The sequence below is a fragment of the Burkholderia sp. MSMB1826 genome (assembly GCF_001526325.1).
Classification (GTDB): domain Bacteria; phylum Pseudomonadota; class Gammaproteobacteria; order Burkholderiales; family Burkholderiaceae; genus Burkholderia.
The window spans coordinates 198,599-222,115 of record NZ_LOYN01000022.1 but is presented as its reverse complement, the minus strand read 5'-3'; the positions used below and the strand labels follow the sequence as shown (position 1 = coordinate 222,115).

Here is a 23,517-nt window from a genome sequence, read left to right as displayed (position 1 = left end):
GCGGCCGTTTCCGAACCTGTCCCCCAAACGATATGAACACTCCCGCTCCTACCGGTTTCCGTTGCGGCATGATCGCGATCGTGGGCCGCCCGAACGTCGGCAAATCGACGTTGATGAACGCACTCGTCGGCCAGAAGATCAGCATCACGTCGCGCAAGGCGCAGACGACCCGTCACCGCATCACCGGCATCAACACGTTCGACGACGCGCAATTCGTGTTCGTCGACACGCCCGGCTTCCAGACCCGTCACAGCACCGCGCTGAACCGTTCGCTGAACCGCGCGGTCACGTCGACGCTGACGTCGGTCGACGTGATCCTGTTCGTGATCGAGGCCGGCCGCTTCGGGCCCGACGACCAGAAGGTGCTCGACCTGATCCCGCCCGGCATGCCGACGCTGTTGATCGCGAACAAGATCGACCGCGTGAACGACAAGGCGTCGCTGTTCCCGTTCATGCAGAAAGTGAGCGAACTGCGCGAATTCACCGAGCTCGTGCCGCTGTCGGCGCAGCGGCCGGAAGACATCAAGCGCCTGCTGGACACGATCAAGCCGTACCTGCCGGAAGGCGAGCCGATCTACGGCGAGGACGAACTGACCGACCGCAGCTCGCGCTTTCTCGCGGCCGAAATCCTGCGCGAGAAGGTATTCCGCTGGACCGGCGACGAACTGCCGTACACGAGCACCGTACTGATCGACAAGTTCGAGGAGGAGGGCCGCCTGAAGCGCATCTTCGCGACGATCCTCGTCGAGCGCGATTCGCACAAGGCGATGGTGATCGGCAAGAAGGGCGAGAAGCTCAAGCAGATCAGCACCGAGGCGCGGATGGACATGGAGAAGCTGTTCGACGGCCCCGTCTACCTCGAGACCTTCGTGAAGGTGAAGAGCGGTTGGGCCGACAACGAGGCGGGGCTGCGTGCCTATGGGTACGAATGACGCGCTGACGTCGACCGAAGACGCGGTGAGCGCCGGCGCGAACGACGCGCCGTTGCCGGCACCGCCCGAACCGCCGCGCAAGGTGCGGCGCGCGGCGTCTCGCACGTCCGATTTCCGCGTCGCCGAGCAGCCGGCGTACGTGCTGCACAGCTATCCGTATCGGGAAACGAGCCTGATCGTCGACGTGCTGACGCGCGACCACGGCCGGCTCGCGCTCGTCGCAAAGGGCGCGAAGCGCCCGCACTCGGCGTTGCGCGGCGTATTGCAGACCTTCCAGCCGCTGCTGCTGTCGTGGTCCGGCAAATCCGAGGTGCGCACGCTGACGGGCGCCGAGTGGGTCGGCGGGATGCTGCCGCTAAGCGGCGACGGGCTGTTGTGCGGTTTCTACGCGAACGAGCTGCTCGTGAAATTCTGCGCGCGCGAGGATCCTCAGCCGCCGCTGTTCAATCATTACGTGCTGACCCTCACGCGCCTCGCGCACGGCGAGCCCGCGGTGCAGGTGCTGCGCTCGTTCGAGCGTGTGCTGCTGCGCGAGACCGGGTATGCGATGGCGCTGAACCGCACGGTCGCGCGCCGCGCGGTCGAGCCCGAGCGCCGCTACGTGTTCGATCCCGAGCGCGGCGTGCGCAATGCGGACGACGACGTGCCGTCGCACTGGCCGGTCATCACCGGACAGACGTTGCTCGACATGGAGCAGGACGATTACCATCGAGCCCAGACGGTTGCGCAGAGCAAGACGCTGATGCGCTTCCTGCTGAACACCTATCTCGGCGGCACGCCGCTCGCCACGCGTCAGATCCTGATCGACCTGCAAAACCTATGAGCTTCTTCCTGACAACGCCCACCGCCATCGACCTCGGCGTGAACATCGACCACGTCGCGACGCTGCGCAATGCGCGCGGCACGCGCTATCCCGATCCGATCCGCGCGGCGCTCGCCGCCGAAGAGGCGGGCGCGGACGCGATCACGCTGCACCTGCGCGAGGATCGTCGTCACATCGTCGACGCCGACGTGCGCGAGCTGCGCCCGCTGCTGAAGACGCGCATGAACCTCGAATGCGCGGTGACGGCCGAGATGCTCGACATCGCGTGCGAAGTGCGTCCGCACGATGCGTGCCTCGTACCGGAGAAGCGCGCGGAACTGACGACCGAAGGCGGTCTCGATGTCGCCGGCCACTTCGAGGCCGTGCGCGCGGCGTGCAAGCAGCTCGCCGACGTCGGCGTGCGCGTGTCGCTGTTCATCGACCCGGACGACACGCAGATCCGCGCCGCGCACGAAGCGGGCGCGCCGGTGATCGAGCTGCATACGGGCCGCTACGCCGAAGCGCACGACCAGGCGGAGCAGCAGCGCGAATACGAGCGTATCGTCGCGGGCGTGCAGGCCGGCGCGCAGCTCGGACTGAAGGTCAATGCGGGCCACGGGCTGCACTACACGAACGTGCAGCAGATTGCCGCGATCGACGGCATCGTCGAGCTCAACATCGGTCACGCGATCGTCGCGCACGCGATCTTCGCGGGCTGGGACAACGCGGTGCGCGAGATGAAGGCGATCATGGTCGCCGCACGGGTCGCCGCGCTGCACGGCGGCGCGCGCTGAGATGCGAGGCCGCCGCGCCCCGCACGCCGTTTGCGACACGCTTGACCCGGCCGCGCCGGGCTGCCCCGGCGGAGACTGACATGGCGATCTACGGCATCGGTACCGACATCGCGCAGGTGAGCCGCGTCGCAGCCGTGCTCGAACGCACGGGCGGCCGGTTTGCCGAGAAGGTGCTCGGCCCCGACGAGCTGCGCGTGTTCCACGCGCGGCGCGCCCGCTCCGAGGCGCGCGGCATCGCGTTTCTCGCGACGCGCTTCTCCGCGAAGGAAGCGTTCTCGAAGGCGATCGGACTCGGCATGCACTGGCCGATGACGTGGCGCGCACTGCAGACGCTCAACCATCCAAGCGGCGAGCCGTACGTGGTCGCTTCGGGCGAGCTGGCCGACTGGCTGGCCGCTCGCGGCATCACGGCGCGCGTGACGGTCAGCGACGAACGCGACTACGCGGTGTCGTTCGTGATCGCCGAAACGGACGCCGCGCCTGCCCCCGGACCTGTTTCCCGAACCCCCTCCTGACGGAATTCCCGATTCGATGAAAACGACTCCCGGCCCGGTCATGCTCGACGTCGTCGGCACGACCCTGTCGCGCGACGATGCGCGGCGCCTCGCGCATCCGAATACCGGCGGCGTGATCCTGTTCGCGCGGCACTTCCAGAATCGTGCACAACTGACCGCGCTGACCGATTCGATTCGCGCGGTGCGCGAAGACATCCTGATCGCCGTCGATCACGAAGGCGGGCGCGTGCAGCGGTTCCGCACCGACGGCTTCACGGTGCTGCCCGCGATGCGCCGCCTCGGCGAACTGTGGGATCGCGACGTACTGCTCGCGACGAAGGTCGCGACCGCCGTCGGCTACATCCTGGCTGCCGAATTGCGTGCGTGCGGGATCGACATGAGCTTCACGCCGGTGCTCGATCTCGACTACGGGCACTCGAAGGTGATCGGCGATCGTGCGTTCCATCGCGATCCGCGCGTCGTCACGCTGCTCGCGAAGAGCCTGAACCACGGGCTGTCGCTCGCCGGCATGGCGAACTGCGGCAAGCATTTCCCCGGGCACGGCTTCGCGGAAGCCGATTCGCACGTCGCGCTGCCGACCGACGACCGCACGCTCGATGCGATCCTCGAGCAGGACGTCGCGCCGTACGACTGGCTCGGGCTGTCGCTGTCGGCGGTGATTCCGGCGCATGTGATCTACACGCAGGTCGACAAGCGGCCGGCCGGGTTTTCGCGCGTATGGTTGCAGGACATCCTGCGCGGAAAGCTCGGCTTCACGGGCGCGATCTTCAGCGACGACCTGTCGATGGAGGCGGCGCGCGAAGGCGGCACGCTCACGCAGGCAGCCGACGCCGCGCTCGCCGCCGGTTGCGACATGGTGCTCGTCTGCAACCAGCCGGACGCGGCCGAAGTCGTGCTGAACGGATTGAAGGCGCGGGCCTCGGCCGAGTCGGTGCGGCGCATCAAGCGGATGCGTGCGCGCGGCAAGGCGCTCAAGTGGGAGAAGCTGGTCACGCAGCCTGAGTATCTGCAGGCGCAGGCGCTGTTGAGCAGCGCGCTGGCGTAAGCGGGCACGGATGGCGTGCGTCGCGTCGTTTGGGTCGCCTCAAACAGAAAGCCGCGCAATAGCGCGGCTTTTTTGCGGATCGAGACTGCTCGATCAGGACAGTCACCGGGACGAGCTCGGACGTGGACGCAACTAACGGTCAAATCCCGTCAGCCCCCGCATTCAGAGCCGCCCGCTCAGTTCACCTTCATCCGCTGCAGCTTGTTGTACAGCGTCTTCGGGCTGATGCCGAGCAGCGTAGCCGCGCGGTGGCGCGTACCGCCGACCGCGTCGAGCGTCGCGCGGATCAGCAGATCCTCGACGTCGGACAGCGGCGTGCCGACCTTGATCTGCACACTGCTGCCGTTCAGTGCGGCGCCGGCGGAGAAACTGGCTTCGCCCGCGCGCAGCGTCTCGATGAAGTCGCCCGACGCGTCGTACGCGAAGCGCACGCGTTCCTGCAGCTCGCGCACGTTACCCGGCCATTCGTAGGACAGGCATTCGCGCACGAAGCCCGGCGCCGCCCGCTTGTCGGTCGTGCTGCGGCCGGTTGCGCGCGCTTCGCGGTTCAGTTCGTCGATCTGCGCGTCCGCGATCGCGAGCGCGTCGCCGTCGCGCTCGCGCAGCGGCGGCATCGTGATCGACGCCGCGTCGAGGCGCAGCCACAGATCCTCGCGCAGCGTGCCGTTCGCCACCGCTTCGCGCGCCGGGCGGCGCGTGGCCGCGATCAGCCGGAAATCGCTGGTGATCGGGCTCGTGCCGCCGATCCGCATGAAGTTCTGCGAATCGAGCGCGTGCAGCAGCGCTTCCTGCAGCACGAGCGGCAGCGCGGTGATTTCGTCGAGGAATAGCGTGCCGCCGCCGGCCTGCTCGAACAGGCCCGATTCGCGGCGCTCGGCGCCGTCGAACGCGCCGCGTTCATGGCCGAACAGCACGCTGTCGAGCGACGCGCCGTGCCGGCCGGCCTGCGCGAGCATGCGGCAGTCGAACGAGACGAACGGCCCCTTGCGGCGCCGGCTCAGTTCGTGCAGCGTGCGCGCCGCCAGTTTCTTGCCGGTGCCGGCTTCGCCCGAGAACAGCACGGCTGTTTCGGTGCGGGCGTTGTGCTCGATCATGTCGTACACGTGCTGCATCGCGTCGCTGCGGCCCACCAGCGCGCCGAAGCGGCCGAGCTGGCGCAGCGACGCACGCAGCGACTGCACTTCGTCGATCAGTTCGTACGGGCGGGGGATCCGCGCGAGCAGGCTGCGCAGGCGCGGAATGTTGATCGGCTTCAGCAGGTAGTCCCAGATGCCGTGGCGCAGGCCCTCGATGGCGCTCTCGACCGTCGCGTTGCCCGTCAGCACGATCACCGGCAGCGAGCCGTTCGGCTGTTGCTGCGGCAGGTGCTGGAGCAGGTCGAACCCGCTGCCGTCCGGCAGGTTCAAGTCGACGAGCACGACGTCGGGAATCGAGCGGCCGAGCGCCGTGCGCGCTTCGGCGAGCGACGTGGCCGTGTCGACCGAGAAGCCGTCTGCGGCGAGCAGTGCGGTGAGGCCTGACAGGCTGTTGGGATCGTCTTCGACAATCAGGGCGTGTGGCATGGTGGACGCGAGTCGAGTCAAGAGAGGCGGGCTGTCGGCCAGCGGGCCGCAGCCGCATGTCGGATTAAAGATTGATTTTATGCCCCGCCGAACGCGTCACGCGCATTATTTCTCCGGCGCTATAAAACAGTTACCGATGATACAAATTGAATATCTTTACCGGTGGCTTTTGTGCTCTTTATGGCTCTCGCTCGTGGTAGCTGTTGGCGCCAGACAAACAAAAAGCGCCCCGAAGGGCGCTTTGTTCGATGCGGGTATCGCGGACGATTACGCGCGGCTGCGGTATTCGTTCGTGCGCGTATCGATTTCGATCTTGTCGCCGGTGTTGCAGAACAGCGGCACTTGCAGTTCGAAGCCGGTCGCCAGCTTCGCGTTCTTCAGCACCTTGCCCGACGACGTGTCGCCCTTGACGGCCGGTTCCGTGTAGGTGATTTCGCGAACGAGGATCGTCGGCAGTTCGACCGAGATCGCCTTCTCGTTGTAGAACACGACTTCGCAAGCCATGCCGTCTTCGAGGTAGTTCAGCGCTTCGCCCATCATTTCCGCTTCGACTTCGTACTGGTTGTAGTCGGCGTCCATGAACACGTACATCGGGTCGGCGAAGTACGAGTACGTCACTTCCTTGCGATCGAGCACGACGACGTCGAACTTGTCGTCGGCCTTGTAGACCGATTCCTGGCCTGCGTTCGTCAGCAGGTTCTTCATCTTCATCTTGACGACGGCGGCGTTACGGCCCGACTTGTTGTATTCCGTCTTGGCGATGACCCATGCGTCGCTGCCGATCTGCACGACGTTGCCTACGCGGAGTTCCTGTGCGGTCTTCATAAAAAACTGTCCTGATCCAATCGAATAAATAGGTGCCTGAGCGTTGCACAACGGGTGAGGCGCCAAGCAGATGCGTTCCGGTGGGCCCCCAAAGCTCAAACGCGAGCGCTTGCATGGTCAGCCGTCGGATAACCGCTTATTTTAACTGAGATTTTGCGTATTCCGCCAGCTTTCCGGCGAGATCGCCGACGGCCGCGAGCGCGTCGGCCCAGCGGGCCGCATTGGCCTCCAGTGCGGCGCGGTGCTGCCATAAATCGGCCCAGTCGGGTGTGCCGGCGCCGTTCCAGGCATGCCAGAACCGCTCGAGCGCCGCGCGCGGCGCATCGGCGAGACCGGCCGACAGGTGCGCGAGCGCGGCGTCGAGCTTCGGCAGGTGCACGTCGTCGGCCTGCGGGTAGATGTGCCACGCAAACGGCTTGCGCGCCCACTGTGCGCGGACGAACGAATCCTCGCCGCGCACGAAATTGAAATCGGCGACCCACAGCAGCGGGTCGTAGTCGGCCTGCGGAACGAACGCGAGACCGTGGGCGGTCAGGTTGCCGCTGCGCGCCCGTGCGCCCGCCGCGAACGATTCGACCCCGAAAAAACGCGCGACGGCGGGCGACAGACGCCCGACCGGCACGAGCGCGACGACCGGCGACGGGCCGTCGCGCCATTGCGCGAGCAGCGCGTCGACGGCCGGGTTTTCGTAGGCGAACAGGCTGACGACCGTCGTGCCGGGCGCCGGCGGCGCGCCGCCGGTCGCGCGCTGCCACCACGCGGCGCGCGCGGCCGGATCGGTGTCGAAGGCCGTGCGGCGCGCGTCGAGGTCGTGCTCCTTCGGCACGCCGCCCGTGCCGGCCGACAAGCCCGGGAAGAAGAACGTCTTCAGCAGCGGGTAGCGCGGATGCGGCGATGGCCGCAAGTGGAAATCGGCGACCCAGTCCTCGGCGCTCAGGTATTCGAGGTTGATCCACACGGGGCGCCGCGCGCGCCGCGCCATCGCCGCGAGATACGCGCCGGGCAACTCGCACGCGAACGCCTCGATTATGACGTCGGCGATGTCCAGCGCGTCGCCGACTTCCGCATGCCAGTGCTCGATCACGATCGTGTCGACCGTCTGCCGCGTCGCGTCGGGATCGACCTGCGGCAGCAGGCGTGCGAACGTGTGCAGGTCGTCGACGAACAGGCGAACCTGCCAGCCGTGCTCGTGCGCGAGCTGGCGCGCGACGCGCCAGCACACGCCGATGTCGCCGAAATTGTCGATCACCGTGCAGAAGAGGTCGCAGGCGATCGGTTCGCCCGGCGCGAGCGGCACGGCGGAGAGGGGGGCAGCGGGGGGGCGTGGCATCGAAGCGGGCCGGTGAATGCTCTAAACTGGCGATTCTAATAGACCCGTTCCGCGTTACAAGGCGCCCGGCTCACGCATGACATCCCCAGAAGCCTCCGATACCCCGTTCGAACCGAAGAAGATCCTTGCGCAGTTGCCGCACATGCCGGGTGTCTATCGCTATTACGACACGGCGGGCGCCGTCCTCTACGTCGGCAAGGCGCGCGACCTGAAAAAGCGCGTGTCGAGCTATTTCACGAAGACGCAACTGTCGCCGCGCATCGCGATGATGGTCACGCGCATCGCGCGCATCGAAACCACCGTCACGCGCTCGGAAGCCGAAGCGCTGCTGCTCGAGAACAACCTGATCAAGGCGCTCGCGCCGCGTTACAACATCCTGTTTCGCGACGACAAGTCGTATCCGTACCTGAAGCTCACCGCGCACCGCTTTCCGCGGATGGCCTACTACCGCGGCTCGGTCGACAAGCAGAACCAGTATTTCGGGCCGTTCCCGAGCGCGTGGGCCGTGCGCGAGAGCATCCAGATCCTGCAGCGCGTGTTCCAGTTGCGCACCTGCGAGGATTCGGTCTTCAACAACCGCACGCGGCCGTGCCTGCTGCACCAGATCGGGCGCTGCACGGCGCCGTGCGTCGGCGCGATCTCCGACGAGGATTACGCGGTCGACGTATCGAACGCCGCGCGGTTCCTGCTCGGCAGGCAGTCCGAAGTGATGAAGGAGCTCGAGCAGAAGATGCACGCGTTCGCAGCCGAGCTGAAATTCGAGCAGGCGGCGGCCGTGCGCAATCAGATGAGTTCGCTCGCGACGGTGCTGCACCAGCAGGCGATCGAGGTCGGCAGCGACAGCGACGTCGACGTCCTGGCCGTCGTCGCGCAGGGCGGACGCGTGTGCGTGAATCTCGCGATGGTCCGCGGCGGCCGGCACCTCGGGGACAAAGCGTATTTCCCGACACACGTCGAAAGTGCGCTGACGCTCGCCGAAGGCGGTCTCGGCGACGAGGCCGAGCCGGCGGAGGCGGTCGATGCGACGCTCGACACGCTGCCCGACCAGCCCCAGGAAGAGGCCGGCGGCGCGCGTGGCACGACGGCGGCATCGGTCGAGGCCGAGGTGCTCGATGCGTTCATCGCGCAGCACTATCTCGGCAATCGCGTGCCGCCCGTGCTCGTCGTCAGTCATGCGCCCGCGAGTCGCGACCTGCTGGAGCTGCTGTCCGAGCAGGCTGGCCACAAGGTGTCGCTGGTGCGGCAGCCGCAGGGGCAGCGGCGCGCGTGGCTGTCGATGGCCGAGCAGAATGCGCGGCTCGCGCTCGCTCGGCTGCTGTCCGAGCAGGGCTCGCAGCAGGCGCGCACGCGTGCGCTGGCCGACACGCTCAGCTACGACAGCGACGATCTCGCGACGCTGCGGATCGAATGCTTCGACATCAGCCATACGATGGGCGAGGCGACGCAGGCGTCGTGCGTCGTCTATCACCATCACAAGATGCAATCGAGCGAATATCGCCGCTACAACATCACGGGCATCACACCGGGCGACGATTACGCGGCGATGCGGCAGGTGCTCACGCGCCGCTACGAGAAGATGGTGGAACAGGCCGCACAGGCCGCGGCCGCCGACGAAGCGGCCGGCATCGACGGCGAGTCGACGCGCCAGGCCGAGGCGTCGAGCCTGCTGCCCAATATCGTGCTGATCGACGGCGGCAAGGGCCAGGTCGAGATCGCGCGACAGGTGTTCACCGAGCTCGGCCTCGACACGTCGATGCTGGTCGGCGTCGCGAAAGGCGAGGGGCGCAAGGTCGGCCTCGAGACGCTGGTGTTCGCGGACGGTCGCGCGCCGCTCGAACTCGGCAAGGAGAGCGCCGCGCTGATGCTCGTCGCGCAGATCCGCGACGAGGCGCACCGTTTCGCGATCACCGGCATGCGGGCGAAGCGGGCGAAGGCGCGCCAGACGTCGCGGCTCGAGGAGCTCGAGGGCGTCGGCGCGAAGCGCCGGCAGCGACTGCTCGCGCGTTTTGGCGGATTGCGCGGCGTGGTGGCCGCGAGTGTCGAGGAGCTGGCGAGCGTCGAAGGCATTTCGCACGCGCTCGCCGAGCAGATCTACAAGCAGCTTCACTGACGCGGCCGTGCGGCCGGCGGCATTTGCCAGCATTCTTGTGGCAGGCCGGTCGACACGGCACAATTGCGAATCCTTTACTGTCCCGTATGCCATGCCGTTCAATTTCCCGATTTTCCTGACGTGGGTACGGATCGTGCTGATTCCGCTCGTCGTCGGCGTGTTCTATCTGCCGGACTCGGTGATGGACGGCGCGCACCGCAACCTCGCGGCGGCGGCGATCTTCATCCTCGCCGCGCTGACCGACTGGTTCGACGGCTTCCTCGCCCGCAAGTGGAACCAGACGTCATCGTTCGGCGCGTTTCTCGATCCGGTGGCGGACAAGCTGATGGTGACGGCCGCGCTGTTGATTCTCGTGCAGATTTCGCGGGTCGACGCGGCGATCGCGCTCGTGATCGTCGGTCGCGAGATCGCGATTTCGGCGCTGCGCGAATGGATGGCGCAGATCGGCGCGTCGAAGAGCGTCGCTGTGAATCAGCTCGGCAAGTTCAAGACCGCATGCCAGATGGTCGCGATTCCGATGCTGCTGTTCTACGGGCCGTTGCCGCTCGGCATCGTGACGATCGATACGCGCGTGTGGGGCGAGTGGCTGATGTATCTCGCCGCGGTGCTGACCATCTGGTCGATGCTGTACTACATGAAGCTCGCATGGCCGCAGATTCGCGAGCGCGGCGGCGCGTGAGCCGCGCCGCATGGCGCGGCGGTTTTTGTAAAAAGGGCTGGAAAAGCCCTTGACACACGAATGTGCCTTCGACATAATCTCGCTTCTCCGCTGCACGACGAAGTAAGTGTGTGACGGGGAAGCAGTAGCGTAGCGATACGCGGGAGTAGCTCAGTTGGTAGAGCGCAACCTTGCCAAGGTTGAGGTCGCGAGTTCGAGACTCGTCTCCCGCTCCAGATTTTTTCTGGCAGCGTGTAGTACGGCAAAGCGCTGCAGATGCAGGACACATGCGGGAGTAGCTCAGTTGGTAGAGCGCAACCTTGCCAAGGTTGAGGTCGCGAGTTCGAGACTCGTCTCCCGCTCCAGATTTTTCTGGCAGCGTGTAGTACGGCGAAGCGCTGCAGATGCAGGACAATGCGGGAGTAGCTCAGTTGGTAGAGCGCAACCTTGCCAAGGTTGAGGTCGCGAGTTCGAGACTCGTCTCCCGCTCCAGGTAACGGGGAAGCCACGCTTCCCTTTTTATTTGATGGACTTCCGGTCCTCGAATGAAAATCTGTCGCTTGCCTCACGGCATCCGGACAGTCCGCTTTTGGCGCGATAGCAAAGCGGTTATGCAGCGGCCTGCAAAGCCGTTTAGGCCGGTTCGACTCCGGCTCGCGCCTCCAGAAAAAAAGCCCCGCTTCGGCGGGGCTTTTCTTTTTCTGCATCGCTTTGTCGTTACTGATCCAGCTGGGTGAGGTTAATCACCGCGAGCGGCCCACCCGGAAACTGGATGAGCCGACCTTCGTCCACACCACCGAGATCGACCGGCGCGAAACCGAGGCGAACGATCAGATCGCTGACGGATTTCTTTGCATCAGCATCTTGTCCGGCCAGGAACAGCACGCGTCGACCACCGTCAACCTTGGGGCCAGAGGCCAGCGGCCCGGCACTCAAATGATTGAACGCCTTCACAACCCTTGCTCCCGGCGCCCACTGCGCGACCAGCTCGCTGGAAGCACGACCGCCAAAATCGATGGCATGGAACGACGGTACGTTGTCGGCACCGATTCGTACTTCTACCGCATTGTTTGCGTCGACTAGAACACGGGCGTTCCACGGACCGAGATCCTTCAAGGCCGTGGCCACCTGATCCCAAGGCACCGCGAGAAACACGATGTCAGCGCGTGCAGCCTCTTTTACGCTCACGGCTCGAATATAGGGGCCGAGTTCATCGGACAGTGCTTGTAGTGATTGCGGTCCGCGGCTATTGGCAATGGAAGCCGAGATGCCACTACGGGCGAGATTACGCGCGATGGCCGAGCCAATGGCACCGGCCCCGATGATTGCGATACTCATACTGGTTCCCTCTGGTTGAAAGTCATTTCGTAGAGGGACTTTATGCTCGTTGAGTCTTTACAGGTAGTTGAATGCAAGTAGAATCAGTTTCAATCAATATTTGAAGCTCGTCATGGAAAGTCTTGCCAACCTGGAATGCTTCGTCCGGAGCGCCGAGTCAGGAAGCTTTTCGGCGGCTGCACGCAGGCTCGCGCTTACGCCTGCAGCGGTCAGCCGCAACGTTGCGCATCTTGAGCGCAACCTGGGCGTCCAATTGTTTCAACGTAGCACGCGCGGCCTGACGCCCACCGAAGCGGGCGACCGCTTCCTGCTGTCGGTGCGGAGCGGTCTCGACAGTATCCAAGGTGCGATTGCGGATCTCATGGTCAATGCCGCCAAACCGTCGGGCGTTCTGAAATTGAGCGTTCCAGCGGGTTTCGGAATGGACTATCTGTTACCGCTGATGCCTGCTTTCCTGGAACGCTATCCTGAGGTGAGGCCGGATTGGTTTTTCGATAACCGGCCGGTCGATCTCATCGGGGAAGGATTCGACGTGGCAATTGGGGGCGGCTTCGAGCTACCTGCGGGGATGGTGGCTCGCGAGTTGGGCCGGATTCATTTGATCGCGGTGGCATCACCGGCATACATGGTCGATAAACTTCCCCCGAAAGATCCCGCTGATCTCGCGAGACTGGGAAGCGTGTCGATGCGTTCGCCGCTAAGCAGTCGTCAGCGCGCATGGGTCATGCGCAACTCGGTTGGCACTGAGATGGCAGTGGCAGAAAAGCCGGTGATGCTGGTCAATGACCCTGATGCGGTTTGTCGGTCGGCGCTACTGGGTATTGGCGTCGGTGTGGTTTCGCTGCTACATGCAGCGCCACACCTCGCCAGCGGCGCCCTGGTGCGAGTGCTGGAAGATTGGTATGTCGATGCTGGGCCATTGTCGTTGTATTTTTCGAACCAAAAGCTCTTGCCAGCCAAAACACGCGCGTTCGTGGACTTCATCGCCGAGTCATTTCGGGCGCAGAAGTTGCCGAGGATTGAGCGCAATCGGAAGTAGCGCCGAAGATGGTGGAGCCGCCAGCCGCCATGCAAAGACCCGCATTCAGAAAGCCGCTACCTTGGCGGTTAAGCCGTATAAGTAATCGAAGTAAAGACACGTACGACGGCTTGCAAACCGTTCAGGCCGGTTCGATCCCGCCCGCGCCTCCAGGCAGAGCGAGATAATGCCTCGCTACGGCGAGGCTCTTCTTTTTTGCGTCGCTTTGAACAATCGCACACGATGCATGCGACGGCCGCCCATCAATCACCCATCCACCGGCTGCACCGGCGTCTCGAGCTTCAACTGATAGAACGCCGCATCGAGCCAGCGGCCGAACTTGAATCCCGCCTCGGCGATCGTGCCCGCGTGCACGAATCCCAGTTTCGTATGTAGCGCGATGCTTCCGGCATTGGTCGCGTCGATGCAGCCGACCAGCACGTGCACCTGCGCTTCGCGTGCACGCCGCACCACTTCGCGCAGCAGCAGTTCGCCGAGCCCGCGGCCGCGCTGATCGTTGCGCACGTACACGCTGTGTTCGACCGTGTACTTGAAGGCCGGGAACGCGCGGAACGTCCCCCAGCTCGCGAAGCCGAGCAGCGTGCCCGCGGCGTCGACGGCGCCGAAGACCGGAAAGCCGCCCGCGCGCTTCGTCGCGAACCACGCGACCATTGCTTCCGGCGGTCGCGGCCGGTAGTCGTACAGGGCGGTCGAGTTCACGATCGCGTCGTTCAGGATCTCGAGAATGGCCGCTGCGTGTTCGGCCTCGCTGCAATCGATCAGGCGCACGTCGTCGCGCTGTGACGGGGAGTTCATACGGATTCCTTCCTGTTGGCTCTAAATCGGGTGCGCACTCGACGCGCGCATCACGCGCTCCGCACGGCGGCGGATGCGTCGCAGATCGCGACGACATAGCGCGCGGCATGCGACGACGGATTGCTGAAGATCAGCGGCCGGTCGAGCCGCATGGCCAGGCAGTCGCCTTCGCGAAGTTCGTGAAGCGCGTCGCCCAACGTGACGTCGACGCGGCCGCTGATGATCCACACCTGCTGATGCAGCGCGCTTTCGCGCCCGCCGCTGTCGTACGCGACGCGCGCGCCGGGCGGGAAATCGACCTCGACGAGCTGGAGCGGCGACGGCCAGCTGGCCGGCGACAGGTTGCGCCGCACATAGCCGGACGCCGGGTCGCGCCATTCGGCCTGCTGCGCGCGGCGGGCCAGCGGCTGCGCGGGCGCGTCGTCCCGGTCGCCGCCGAACAGCCCGGCGAGCGACACGCCGAGGCCGGCCGCGAGCTTGTCGAGCACGACGGCCGTCGGGCTGGCCGACGCGCGTTCGATGAGCGAGATCATCGAACGGCTGACACCGGAACGCGCGGCCAGCGCATCGAGCGTGTAGCCTCGAACGGCGCGCAGATCGCGCACGCGCCGGGCAATGCGCTCGTTGATACCGGCGTCGTCGGCCGTGGGAATCGCTGATTCTTTCATGATGGATTTATTTTCCAGCAAGATGGAATTCGATGTCAACGGCATTCCCCGACGCGGATTGAAGAAGGGGACGGAACCGAACGGCTTGCTCGGTCATCAGGCGCGGCGTAATATACGAAACAGCTACGTTTCGTTTAATTGGGGATATATGGGCATCATCAAGATTTCCGAGCACATGCATGAGCGGCTGCGCTCGACGAGCACGGCACTGAGCCGTTCGATCAACGCGCAGGCCGAACACTGGCTGCGCGTCGGAATGCTGGCGGAGCTCAATCCGTCGCTGTCCTACGGCGACATCTGCAAGATGTTGATCGAGGCAGAGGCGCGTGGCGGCGACGTGGGGCCGGCGGAACCGGTCGCGCAGCATATCGAGCAGGTGGCGTAATGGCGAAACGCGAAATCCCGATCCGCGGCGCCGCGGAAATCGCCAAGTCGCGCGAAGCCGCGAGGCTCGCGTCGCAGGTGCTGACGATGATCACCGAGCACGTGAAGCCGGGCGTCACCACCGACGAGCTGGATGCGCGCTGCCGCGAATACATCGTCGACGAATTGGGCGCGATTCCCGCGAACATCGGCTACCACGGCTATCCGAAGACGCTGTGCACGTCGGTCAACCACGTGGTCTGTCACGGCATTCCGACGTCGCGGCCGATGCGCGACGGCGACATCGTGAACCTCGACATCGCGGTGATCAAGGACGGCTGGTTCGGCGATACGAGCCGCATGTATTTCGTCGGCGAACCGAACGCGCTCGCGCGGCGGCTCGTCGCGGCGACCTACGAGGCGATGCACGCCGGCATCCGCGCGGTGCGCCCCGGTGCGACGCTCGGTGACGTCGGCTATGCGATTCAGCAGGTCGCCCATCGCGAAGGGTTCAGCGTGGTGCGCGAATATTGCGGGCATGGCATCGGCGACGTCTATCACGACGAACCGCAGGTGCTGCATTACGGTCGCCCGGGCACCGGTCTGCCGTTGCGGCCGGGGATGATCTTCACGATCGAGCCGATGTTGAACGCGGGCAAGCGCGATACGCACGTGCTGGCCGACGGCTGGACGGTCGTCACGAAGGACCATTCGCTGTCCGCGCAATGGGAGCACATGGTCGTGGTGACGGAAACGGGCGTCGAGGTGCTGACCGAGGACGCGAAGCCGCAGGCGTTCGCCGCGCTTTCCGGCACGCACGCGGCCTGACGGCGACCGTGCGCCGCATACGGCGGCGCGGCGTTGCAATGAAACGGGCTCCTTCGCGGAGCCCGTTTCGCTTGCCGCGGCCAGCGCCGCGGCGCCGCCGAGCTTAACCGCGCGCCTTCTGCCACGCGTGTTCGACGAACACGCGGCACAGCGCTTCCATGCCCCGGCGGTCTTCGTCGTCGAAGCGCGCGGCGACCGGGCTGTCGACGTCCCATACGCCGATCAGCGTGCCGTCGCCGGCCACCAGCGGCACGACGATTTCCGATTCCGACGCCGCATCGCAAGCGATATGGCCGGGGAACTCGTGCACGTCGCGCACGACCTGCGTCTCGCGCGTCTGCGCGGCGGTGCCGCACACACCCTTGCCGAGCGCGATCCGCACGCACGCGGGCTTGCCCTGGAACGGGCCGACCACGAGTTCGGTGCCGTCGAAGAAGTAGAAGCCCGCCCAGTTCAGGCGATCGAGCGAGTGATAGACGAGCGCGGAGAAATTCGCCGCGTTCGCGATCAGGTCGCGTTCGGATTCGACGAGCGCGCGCGCCTGCTCGACGAGCGTCGCGTATTGGTCGGCCTTGGAGGCGGTAGGGTCGTTGGACAGCGTGAACATGGCGGGAAAGCGATAGAGGTTGTGAAAGCGCGCACTGCGCGTACCGCAGTCTACGGCACGCGCGCGCGGTCTGCAGCGCAGGGGCGTGGGCGATGCGGCGCGTTCAGTCCGGTTCGAGTTCGGCGAACCGCTCGGCCAGAAAGTCGAGCAGCGCCCGTACCGCGGGCAGCAGCCCGCGGCGCGACGCGAACACCGCGTGCACGATTTCGCGGCGGGGTGCCCAGTCCGGTAGCACCGTGACCAGTTCACCGCGCGACACCTCGTCGCGTACCATCATCGTCGGCAACTGCACGACGCCGACGCCTGCGGCGGCCGCCGCGCGCAGCGCGAGCATCCCGCCCGTCACGAAGCGCGGCTGGTGATGGATTTCCGCGTGCGCGCCGTCGGGCCCGCGCAGCCGCCACACGTGCGTGGACTGCGGCACGCCGTGATCGAGGCTCGGCAGCCGCGCGAGATCGGCGGGAACGACCGGTACGCCATGCTCGCGCAGCAGCGCGGGGCTCGCGACGAGACACTGGCCGCGCTCGGCGAGCACGCGCAGCGCGAGATCGCTGTCCTCGAGCGGCGGCGGACGCACGCGGATCGCGACGTCGATTCCTTCGCCGACCACGTCGACGCGCCGATTCGTGGCTTCCAGGTGGATCTCGACGCGCGGGCACGCGGCCATGAACGCGGCGATCATCGTGCCGACCAGCGAATCGAGCAGCACGATCGGGCAACTGACGCGCACGATGCCGCGCGGCTCCTCGTGCAGCAGCGCAATCGCCTCGTCGGCGGCATCGGCCTCGACGAGCATCGCGCGGCAATGCGCGTAATAGGTCTGGCCGACGTCGGTGACCGTGAAGCGGCGCGTCGAACGCTGGATCAGCCGCATCCCGAGCCGCGCCTCGAGCAGCGCGATGCGGCGGCTCAGCTTCGATTTCGGCATGTCCAGTGCGCGCCCGGCCGGCGCGAAGCCGCCGTGTTCGACGACCTGCACGAAGTAGTAGAGATCGTTGAGATCCCGCGCTTTATCGTTCATGAAATGGAACGCTGAGTGCGATTTTGGCAGTCTACCGGATCGATCGTTCCATCTCTATATTGTCATCCATGGATGCGAAACACGGGTTTCGCCGCAATACGGAGAAGGGCAATGAAGAAGATCCAGGGTGTGTACAGTGCGCCGCGCGGTCATTGGGTCGGCGACGGTTTCCCGGTGCGTTCGATGTTCAGCTACCAGTCTCATGGCACGCACCTGAGCCCGTTCCTGCTGCTCGATTACGCGGGCCCGGCGACGTTCGAACCGACGAGCACGCCGCGCGGTGTCGGCCAGCATCCGCACCGCGGTTTCGAAACGGTGACGATCGTCTATGACGGCGAAGTCGCGCACCGCGACTCGACCGGCGCGGGCGGCACGATCGGCCCGGGCGACGTGCAGTGGATGACGGCCGCGAGCGGGATCCTGCACGAGGAATTCCACTCGGAGGCGTTCACGAAGCGGGGCGGCCCGCTCGAGATGGTGCAGCTGTGGGTGAACTTGCCCGCCGCGGACAAGATGGGCGCGCCCGGCTACCAGACGCTGCTGAACGCCGATATCCCGGTGGTCGAGTTGCCGGACGGCGCGGGGCGGGCGCGGATCATCGCCGGTGAGCTCGACGGGCGGCGCGGCCCGGCCCGCACGCACACGCCGATCGACGTGTGGGACGTGCGGCTCGTCGCAGGCGGCCATGCGCGGTTTCCGGTCGCCGAAGGGCGTACGCTCGCGGTGGTCGTGCTGAGCGGCACCGTGCAGGTGAACGGCGAGACGGTGGCCCGCGAAGCGCAGTTCGTGCAACTGGGCCGCGACGGCAGCGACGTCGAGATCGAAGCGAACGGCGACGCGAAGCTGCTGATCCTGAGCGGCGAGCCGATCGACGAGCCGGTTGTCGGCTACGGTCCGTTCGTGATGAACTCGCAAGCGGAGATTCGTACCGCGATCGAGGATTTCAACAGCGGCCGCTTCGGCCAGATGCCGGCATGACGGCATGACGGCATGACGGCATGACGGCATGACGAGCAGGCCCCGCGCGATGCGGGGCCTTTTTTTCGCACGCGGGCAGGCGGTCGCGCGCGATGCGTGCTTCGAGGCATAATTGACGGTTGCCGCGCGCCGGTCGGCGCGCCCGACTCAGGACCGCACATGAACGCATCCGCACCCGCCGCATCCCCGAGTACCGCCGATCTCGACTGGCGCTGGAAATCCTTCGACGCGCTGACGGCGCGCGAAATCTATTCGATCCTCGAAGCGCGCAGCGCCGTATTCGTCGTCGAACAGAACTGCGTGTATCGCGACATCGACGATGCGGACCAGGCCGCGTGGCACCTGGCGGCCTTCGATCCGGCCGGCCGTCTGGCCGGCTATCTGCGCGTGCTGCTCCCGGACGCGCAGCACACCGACGTGCGCATCGGCCGCGTGCTGACGACCGCCGCGTTTCGCGGCGCCGGGCTCGGCAACGGGCTGCTGTCGCGCGCGCTCGAGCATATCCGCGCGCAGTGGCCGGATACGCCGGTGAGCCTGCATGCACAGGCTCACCTGCAACGTTTCTACGGAGCGTTCGGCTTCACGCCGAGTTCGGACGTGCACGACGAGGACGGCATTCCGCACATCTGGATGAGCAGCGCGCGCGCGTGACGCGCGCCGCGCTGCGCGGCAATCAGTGCGCGCCGCGTGGGACGGTCGGTTCGTCCGTGCGCTGCGCGGCCCGTTCGCCGATCAGGCGACCGCGCGCGGACAGCCGTAGCCAGTGCCGCAGCGCGATCAGCGCGCCGATCACGCTCATCATCGAGCCGGGAATCCACAGCAGCAGGCCCCCGATCTGCTGGTCGCGCAGCGGGCTCAGCCACGTGAACGCGCGGCCGCAGATCGAATAGATCGGATACAGCTCGTGCGGCGTGAAGAAGATCAGCGCGCCGAGCGCGATCTGCGGCGGGATCGCCGCGACGACGATCAGGATCCGGCGGCCCGGCGACAGCCGCGCGGGCGGCGCGGGACGCGGATCGACGACGAGCCACCAGAACAGCAGCCCGTCGATCACCATGCTCCAGTTCATCGCGCGATAGAGACGCCAGTCGAGCATCGCGATGAAGTGGATCGGCGACAGCAGCCAGAAATAGATCAGCCCGACGAACAGCACGACCGCGACGACCGGATGGAATACCACGTCGAACGCCGCGCGCACCGGCGCCCACGCGAGCGCGGGGCGCACGAAGCGCTGCCGCCAGCGGAACGGAATGCCTGCGCGGATCGCCGCACCCGGATAGGACAGCGCGATGAAGAACGGCCCGAGGTGATGCAGCACGAGGTGCTGCGCGCGGTGCATGAAGAATTCGTGCTCGAAGAAGTAGTCGAGCCGCGTATGCAGCGCGATGTAGAGCGCCGTCAGCCCGAACCAGAACGAGAACTGCCGCAGCGGCGACACCTTCGCTTTCTTCACGCCGCGTGCGAACAGCACGGCGGCCGCCAGCACCGCGATGACCACGGTCGGCGACGGTTCCCACGGATCGAGCCAGTACAGAAGGTTCATCGCGCGTGCATCACTTCGCCCGGGCCGGCGACTTCACGGCGAACGGCGCATCGACCGTTTCGCCGTCGGAGAACTTCAGGCGCAGATGCACGGTGTCGCCCGGCTTGATCGCGTGCTTCGGCTCCTCGAGCATGAAGTGATAGCCGCCCGGCGCGATGTCGACCTTGCCGCGCGCGGGGATCGTCAGCTTGTCGACCATCTCCATCTTCTGCGTCGAGCCGTTCGATACCGTCTGGTGCAGCATCGCCATCCCGTAGTCGGGGCTGTCGACGTCGACGAGGTCGATCGGCTTGTCGCCGGCGTTCACGAGCGTCACGTAGCCGCCCGCGGGCAGCTTGTTCGGCAGCCAGCGCACCCAGGCATTCTGCGCGCTGATCGCGCCGGCGGCATAGGCGTGGGCGCCGGCGCACAGCGCGGCGAGGAGGGCGAACGTCTTGAGGGTCGTTTTCGTGTTCATCGCGGAATTCAGGTCGTGGAGGCAGGGTCGATGATCCGGCGCACATCGGCGGCGATGGCGTCGGGCGAATCGCGATCGGTCGCGAGCAGGCGCGCGCGACCGGTCGCGTCGAAGATGTAGACGGCCGAGCTGTGCGTCACTTCGTAGCCGCCGGACGGATCGCGCTTTTCCATCTGGTACGCGACGCGATAGCGCTTCGCGAGCGATTCGATCTGGCCGTCGGTGCCGGTCAGGCCGCGCGCGTGCGCGGCGTCGAACGCGGCGACATAGGACTGCATCGCCTGCGGCGTGTCGCGCGCGGGATCGACCGAGACGAACAGGATGCGCACGTGGTCCGCCTGCGGGCCGAGCTTCGCCAGCACTTCCATCAGCCGCGCCAGGGTTTCGGGGCAGACATCGGGGCAGTGCGTGTAGCCGAAGTAGACGAGCGCGACGCGGCCGCGGAACGCATCGGCATCGACGGGATGGCCGTCGCCGCCCGTCAGCTCGAACGACAGGTCGGGCAGGTGGCCGGTGACGTTGGTCAGGTTCCAGCGCGGCTCGTCGTGCGTGCACGCGGCGAGCGCCAGGGCGGCGGCGAGGACCGCGGCCGTGCGGATGAGGCGGGAGAGGCGCCGGCGCGGCGCGGGACAGGCAGACGGCATCTCAGGGACTGTTTCCATATGGAACGCGCAACCCCAAATTAAAAAATATTCTACGGGATTGTCCGAAACTGCCCGTATGGCGGCGTCGCGCGTCGCTTGTTTGGCTCGGCCAAACGGCGCTCCTCACTCGTTGCCCTACGAGCAGTTTCGGACATTCGCATGTGCGTTCCATACGGAAACGGTCCCCAAGCTCGATCGGACTCAACGAGCAGCCGGCCGGCACGATGCCATGCGTCGCGCGGCAGGCGGTTGCGACTGTAGCGCAATTCGCGCGCCTGCGTCCTTTCGAAACCCGTACGGCACGGGCGAGCGGGGCAATATGTCGCAGTTGACGCGGCGGCCTGCGTGGTGTCCGCGCAGCTCCGGTTTCGCCCATCTGGACGCGCAGGCGCGGTAAGATGCGCACAACTCCATTCGCGCAGCGGTGGCCGGCATGTGCCGGCTGCTCCTCAGACTATCGAATCGATGCAATCCGTTCCGGCTTCCCTGTCCCTGACCGATACCGCGTTCTTCTTCGACTTCGACGGCACGCTCGTCGAACTGGCGCCGACGCCCGACAGCATTCGCGTTCCGCCGTCGCTGCTGACGCTGCTCGACGAATTGTCGCGCCGCTCGCACGGCGCGGTCGCGATCGTGTCCGGGCGCGGCATCGACAACCTCGACACGTTCCTGAAGATGCCCGGCCTGCCGATCGCCGGCCTGCACGGCGCGGAGCGCCGCGATGCGAACGGCGACACGCAGCGCATCGGCTTCAACGACGAGCGCCTGCTGCGCATCGAGCGCGAGCTCGCGGACGTCGTCGACCGCCATCCGGGCATGCTGCTCGAGATCAAGGGCGCGGCCGTCGCGCTGCATTTTCGCAATGCGCCCGAGCGCGAGGCGGTGGCGCGCGAAGCGGCCGAGCGCCTCGTCGCCGACTATGCGGATGCGTACGTGCTGCAACCCGGCAAGATGGTGTTCGAGATCAAGCCGAAGGGCGTCGACAAGGGTCGCGCGCTGGCCGCGTTCCTCGACGAGCCGCCCTTTGCGGGCCGCGTGCCGCTGTTCGCGGGCGACGATCTGACCGACGAGAAGGGCTTCGCGGTGGTCAACGCGCGCGGCGGCCTGTCGATCAAGGTCGGTGCGGGCGAGACGTCCGCGCGCATGCGGCTCGATTCGGTCGACGCATTGCATGAGCAGATCGCATGCTGGCTCGGCGCGGGGCAGCCGCACGCATGAGCCGGCTCATCATCGTTTCAAACCGCGTCGCGCCGATTTCGGAAGGCGAACCGGCGGCGGGCGGCCTCGCGATCGGCGTCTACGACGCGCTGAAGGAAACCGGCGGCATGTGGTTCGGCTGGAGCGGCGAAGTGGTCGCGTCCGGCGCACCGCAGCCGCAAATCCGCATCGAGGAGCGCGGGCCCGTGACGTTCGCGACGGTCGGGCTGTCGCGCCGCGATTACGACCAGTATTACCGCGGGTTCTCCAACGCGACGCTGTGGCCCGCGTTCCATTACCGCGCGGACCTGATCCAGTACGATTGCCACGAGTTCGACGGCTATCGCCGCGTCAACGTCTGGCTCGCGCAGCAGCTCGTGCCGCTGCTGCAGGACGACGACGTGATCTGGGTGCACGACTACCACCTGATTCCGTTCGCGCGCGCGTTGCGCGACGCCGGCGTGAAGAACCGTATCGGCTTCTTCCTGCACATCCCGTTTCCGGCCGCGCAGGTGCTCGTCAACGTGCCGCCGCACCGCGAGCTCGTCGAGTCGCTGTGCGCGTTCGATCTGCTGGGCTTCCAGACCGAGCCCGATCTGCGCGCGTTCTGCGACTACGTCGAGTTCGAGGCGGACGGCGAAGTCGAGCACGACGGGCACACGGTGCGCGTACGCGCGTTCGGCCAGACGCTGCGCGCGGCCGCCTATCCGATCGGCGTCTATCCGGACGAGATCGCGTCGCTCGCGCAGGCGGGCGAGCACGGCAAGGCGGTGCGCACGCTCGCGACGTCGCTGCGTGGGCGGCAACTGATCATGAGCGTCGACCGGCTCGATTATTCGAAGGGGCTCGTCGAACGATTCCGTGCGTTCGAGAAGCTGCTCGAGCACCAGGCGTCGATCCGCAACCGCGTGTCGTTCCTGCAGATCGCGCCGTCGACGCGTGCGGACCTGCGTGCGTACCAGGACATCCGCCTGCAGCTGGAAGCGGAGTCGGGGCGTATCAACGGGCGCTACGCGGAGCTCGACTGGGCGCCGATCCTCTACATTCACCGTCAGTACGACCGTCAGGTGCTGGCCGCGCTGTACCGGCTCGCGCGCGTGGGTTTCGTGACGCCGCTGCGCGACGGGATGAACCTCGTCGCGAAGGAATACGTGTCCGCGCAGAATCCGGACGATCCGGGCGTGCTGGTGCTGTCGCGTTTCGCGGGCGCCGCGCGCGAGCTCACGGGCGCGCTGATCGTCAATCCGATCGATATCGACGGAATGGCCGATGCGCTGTCGCAGGCGCTGACGATGCCGCTCGCCGAGCGGCGCGCGCGCTATGCGGACATGATCGCGCAGCTTCGCGAGAACAACGTGTCGGTGTGGCGGGACAATTTCCTGCGCGATCTGCAGCAGGTCTGATCCGTTCCGTTGCTGTCGGCGCAATTGAAAAAGCCGCCGTGCGAGAAGCACGGCGGCTTTTTT

The 23,517-nt window shown here is 66.3% G+C and carries 25 protein-coding genes and 4 tRNA genes; 18 read left to right on the top strand and 11 right to left on the bottom strand.

Annotated features, from left to right (window positions below):
* Window positions 1–32: 32 nt before the first annotated feature.
* From era to nagZ, 5 genes are all read left to right on the top strand, one after another.
* Window positions 33–932, top strand: coding sequence for a GTPase Era (era, locus tag WS95_RS13225; RefSeq protein ID WP_034206782.1), 900 nt, complete (start codon window positions 33–35; stop codon window positions 930–932).
* A complete protein-coding gene (gene recO / locus WS95_RS13220) occupies window positions 919–1,755 on the top strand; it encodes a DNA repair protein RecO (protein WP_059824205.1) in 837 nt (278 codons plus the stop codon). The genes era and recO overlap by 14 nt, the downstream gene beginning before the upstream one ends.
* Window positions 1,752–2,528 (top strand): pyridoxine 5'-phosphate synthase, encoded by a 777-nt coding sequence (pdxJ, locus tag WS95_RS13215; protein WP_034206784.1) that lies wholly within the window; start codon window positions 1,752–1,754, stop codon window positions 2,526–2,528. The genes recO and pdxJ overlap by 4 nt, the downstream gene beginning before the upstream one ends.
* Before the next feature lie 80 nt (window positions 2,529–2,608).
* Window positions 2,609–3,043 (top strand): holo-ACP synthase, encoded by a 435-nt coding sequence (gene acpS / locus WS95_RS13210; protein ID WP_034206785.1) that lies wholly within the window; start codon window positions 2,609–2,611, stop codon window positions 3,041–3,043.
* A 16-nt stretch (window positions 3,044–3,059) separates the two neighbouring features.
* Window positions 3,060–4,088 (top strand): beta-N-acetylhexosaminidase, encoded by a 1,029-nt coding sequence (nagZ, locus tag WS95_RS13205; protein WP_059824203.1) that lies wholly within the window; start codon window positions 3,060–3,062, stop codon window positions 4,086–4,088.
* A 176-nt stretch (window positions 4,089–4,264) separates the two neighbouring features.
* Here the strand turns inward: nagZ and WS95_RS13200 are convergent, their stop codons facing one another.
* The 3 genes from WS95_RS13200 to earP all read right to left on the bottom strand — a co-directional run bounded on the left by WS95_RS13200 (window position 4,265) and on the right by earP (window position 7,805).
* Window positions 4,265–5,650 carry a sigma-54-dependent transcriptional regulator gene (locus WS95_RS13200; RefSeq protein ID WP_034206787.1) on the bottom strand — a complete coding sequence of 462 codons (1,386 nt, stop codon included), beginning with the start codon at window positions 5,648–5,650 and terminating at the stop codon, window positions 4,265–4,267.
* A gap of 267 nt (window positions 5,651–5,917) precedes the next feature.
* A complete protein-coding gene (gene efp, locus WS95_RS13195) occupies window positions 5,918–6,475 on the bottom strand; it encodes an elongation factor P (RefSeq protein ID WP_034206788.1) in 558 nt (185 codons plus the stop codon).
* A 136-nt stretch (window positions 6,476–6,611) separates the two neighbouring features.
* Window positions 6,612–7,805 carry an elongation factor P maturation arginine rhamnosyltransferase EarP gene (gene earP / locus WS95_RS13190; RefSeq protein ID WP_059824201.1) on the bottom strand — a complete coding sequence of 398 codons (1,194 nt, stop codon included), beginning with the start codon at window positions 7,803–7,805 and terminating at the stop codon, window positions 6,612–6,614.
* A gap of 76 nt (window positions 7,806–7,881) precedes the next feature.
* On the opposite strand from earP, the gene uvrC reads away from it, so the two are divergent.
* The 6 genes from uvrC (at window position 7,882) to WS95_RS13160 (ending at window position 11,238) form a co-directional block, all read left to right on the top strand.
* Complete coding sequence (gene uvrC, locus WS95_RS13185; protein ID WP_059779761.1) at window positions 7,882–9,915, top strand: excinuclease ABC subunit UvrC; 2,034 nt, start codon at window positions 7,882–7,884, stop codon at window positions 9,913–9,915.
* Window positions 9,916–10,006: 91 nt separating this feature from the next.
* A complete protein-coding gene (gene pgsA / locus WS95_RS13180; RefSeq protein ID WP_034206791.1) occupies window positions 10,007–10,594 on the top strand; it encodes a CDP-diacylglycerol--glycerol-3-phosphate 3-phosphatidyltransferase in 588 nt (195 codons plus the stop codon).
* 139 nt (window positions 10,595–10,733) lie between these two features.
* Window positions 10,734–10,809: transfer RNA gene (locus WS95_RS13175), tRNA-Gly, on the top strand.
* Between the two features lie 53 nt (window positions 10,810–10,862).
* Window positions 10,863–10,938: transfer RNA gene (locus WS95_RS13170), tRNA-Gly, on the top strand.
* 51 nt (window positions 10,939–10,989) lie between these two features.
* Window positions 10,990–11,065: transfer RNA gene (locus WS95_RS13165), tRNA-Gly, on the top strand.
* Window positions 11,066–11,164: 99 nt separating this feature from the next.
* Window positions 11,165–11,238 (top strand) — tRNA-Cys (locus tag WS95_RS13160).
* A 52-nt stretch (window positions 11,239–11,290) separates the two neighbouring features.
* Here the strand turns inward: WS95_RS13160 and WS95_RS33285 are convergent.
* Entirely contained in the window at window positions 11,291–11,911 is a 621-nt protein-coding gene (locus WS95_RS33285; RefSeq protein WP_082746914.1) for an NADPH-dependent F420 reductase, read from the bottom strand.
* Between the two features lie 112 nt (window positions 11,912–12,023).
* On the opposite strand from WS95_RS33285, the gene WS95_RS13150 reads away from it, so the two are divergent.
* Window positions 12,024–12,950, top strand: coding sequence for a LysR family transcriptional regulator (locus WS95_RS13150; RefSeq protein WP_059824197.1), 927 nt, complete (start codon window positions 12,024–12,026; stop codon window positions 12,948–12,950).
* Window positions 12,951–13,196: 246 nt separating this feature from the next.
* Here the strand turns inward: WS95_RS13150 and WS95_RS13145 are convergent, their stop codons facing one another.
* Both WS95_RS13145 and WS95_RS13140 read right to left on the bottom strand, forming a co-directional pair.
* Window positions 13,197–13,745: a GNAT family N-acetyltransferase gene (locus WS95_RS13145; RefSeq protein ID WP_034206794.1), complete on the bottom strand. Its 549-nt coding sequence runs from the start codon at window positions 13,743–13,745 to the stop codon at window positions 13,197–13,199.
* Between the two features lie 50 nt (window positions 13,746–13,795).
* Window positions 13,796–14,413, bottom strand: coding sequence for a helix-turn-helix domain-containing protein (locus tag WS95_RS13140; protein ID WP_059824196.1), 618 nt, complete (start codon window positions 14,411–14,413; stop codon window positions 13,796–13,798).
* Window positions 14,414–14,561: 148 nt separating this feature from the next.
* On the opposite strand from WS95_RS13140, the gene WS95_RS13135 reads away from it, so the two are divergent.
* Both WS95_RS13135 and map read left to right on the top strand, forming a co-directional pair.
* Entirely contained in the window at window positions 14,562–14,798 is a 237-nt protein-coding gene (locus tag WS95_RS13135; RefSeq protein WP_034206796.1) for a ParD-like family protein, read from the top strand.
* A complete protein-coding gene (gene map / locus WS95_RS13130) occupies window positions 14,798–15,604 on the top strand; it encodes a type I methionyl aminopeptidase (RefSeq protein WP_059824194.1) in 807 nt (268 codons plus the stop codon). Before WS95_RS13135 ends, map begins: the two co-directional genes overlap by 1 nt.
* A gap of 103 nt (window positions 15,605–15,707) precedes the next feature.
* Here the strand turns inward: map and WS95_RS13125 are convergent, their stop codons facing one another.
* Together WS95_RS13125 and WS95_RS13120 are read right to left on the bottom strand one after the other, a co-directional pair.
* Window positions 15,708–16,211: a GAF domain-containing protein gene (locus WS95_RS13125; RefSeq protein ID WP_059824193.1), complete on the bottom strand. Its 504-nt coding sequence runs from the start codon at window positions 16,209–16,211 to the stop codon at window positions 15,708–15,710.
* A gap of 103 nt (window positions 16,212–16,314) precedes the next feature.
* On the bottom strand, window positions 16,315–17,232 hold the full coding sequence (locus tag WS95_RS13120) for a LysR family transcriptional regulator (RefSeq protein ID WP_034206799.1): 918 nt from the start codon (window positions 17,230–17,232) through the stop codon (window positions 16,315–16,317).
* Window positions 17,233–17,343: 111 nt separating this feature from the next.
* Between WS95_RS13120 and WS95_RS13115 the strand changes: the two genes are divergently transcribed.
* A complete protein-coding gene (locus WS95_RS13115) occupies window positions 17,344–18,210 on the top strand; it encodes a pirin family protein (protein WP_059824191.1) in 867 nt (288 codons plus the stop codon).
* 159 nt (window positions 18,211–18,369) lie between these two features.
* Window positions 18,370–18,861 carry a GNAT family N-acetyltransferase gene (locus WS95_RS13110; protein ID WP_059824189.1) on the top strand — a complete coding sequence of 164 codons (492 nt, stop codon included), beginning with the start codon at window positions 18,370–18,372 and terminating at the stop codon, window positions 18,859–18,861.
* Between the two features lie 22 nt (window positions 18,862–18,883).
* On the opposite strand, the gene WS95_RS13105 is transcribed toward WS95_RS13110, so the two are convergent.
* From WS95_RS13105 to WS95_RS13095, 3 genes are read right to left on the bottom strand one after another with little or no spacing between them, the layout of a single operon-like run.
* Window positions 18,884–19,753, bottom strand: coding sequence for a cytochrome c oxidase assembly protein (locus WS95_RS13105; protein ID WP_059824187.1), 870 nt, complete (start codon window positions 19,751–19,753; stop codon window positions 18,884–18,886).
* 10 nt (window positions 19,754–19,763) lie between these two features.
* Complete coding sequence (locus tag WS95_RS13100; RefSeq protein WP_059824185.1) at window positions 19,764–20,210, bottom strand: copper chaperone PCu(A)C; 447 nt, start codon at window positions 20,208–20,210, stop codon at window positions 19,764–19,766.
* Window positions 20,211–20,218: 8 nt separating this feature from the next.
* Window positions 20,219–20,854, bottom strand: coding sequence for an SCO family protein (locus WS95_RS13095; RefSeq protein ID WP_059824183.1), 636 nt, complete (start codon window positions 20,852–20,854; stop codon window positions 20,219–20,221).
* A 465-nt stretch (window positions 20,855–21,319) separates the two neighbouring features.
* Here WS95_RS13095 and otsB point away from each other — a divergent pair, with 465 nt between their 5' ends.
* Window positions 21,320–22,072, top strand: coding sequence for a trehalose-phosphatase (otsB, locus tag WS95_RS13090; RefSeq protein WP_034206805.1), 753 nt, complete (start codon window positions 21,320–21,322; stop codon window positions 22,070–22,072).
* Window positions 22,069–23,454, top strand: a complete 1,386-nt coding sequence (gene otsA / locus WS95_RS13085; protein WP_059824182.1) for an alpha,alpha-trehalose-phosphate synthase (UDP-forming) — start codon at window positions 22,069–22,071, stop codon at window positions 23,452–23,454. The genes otsB and otsA overlap by 4 nt, the downstream gene beginning before the upstream one ends.
* Window positions 23,455–23,517 lie beyond the last annotated feature (63 nt).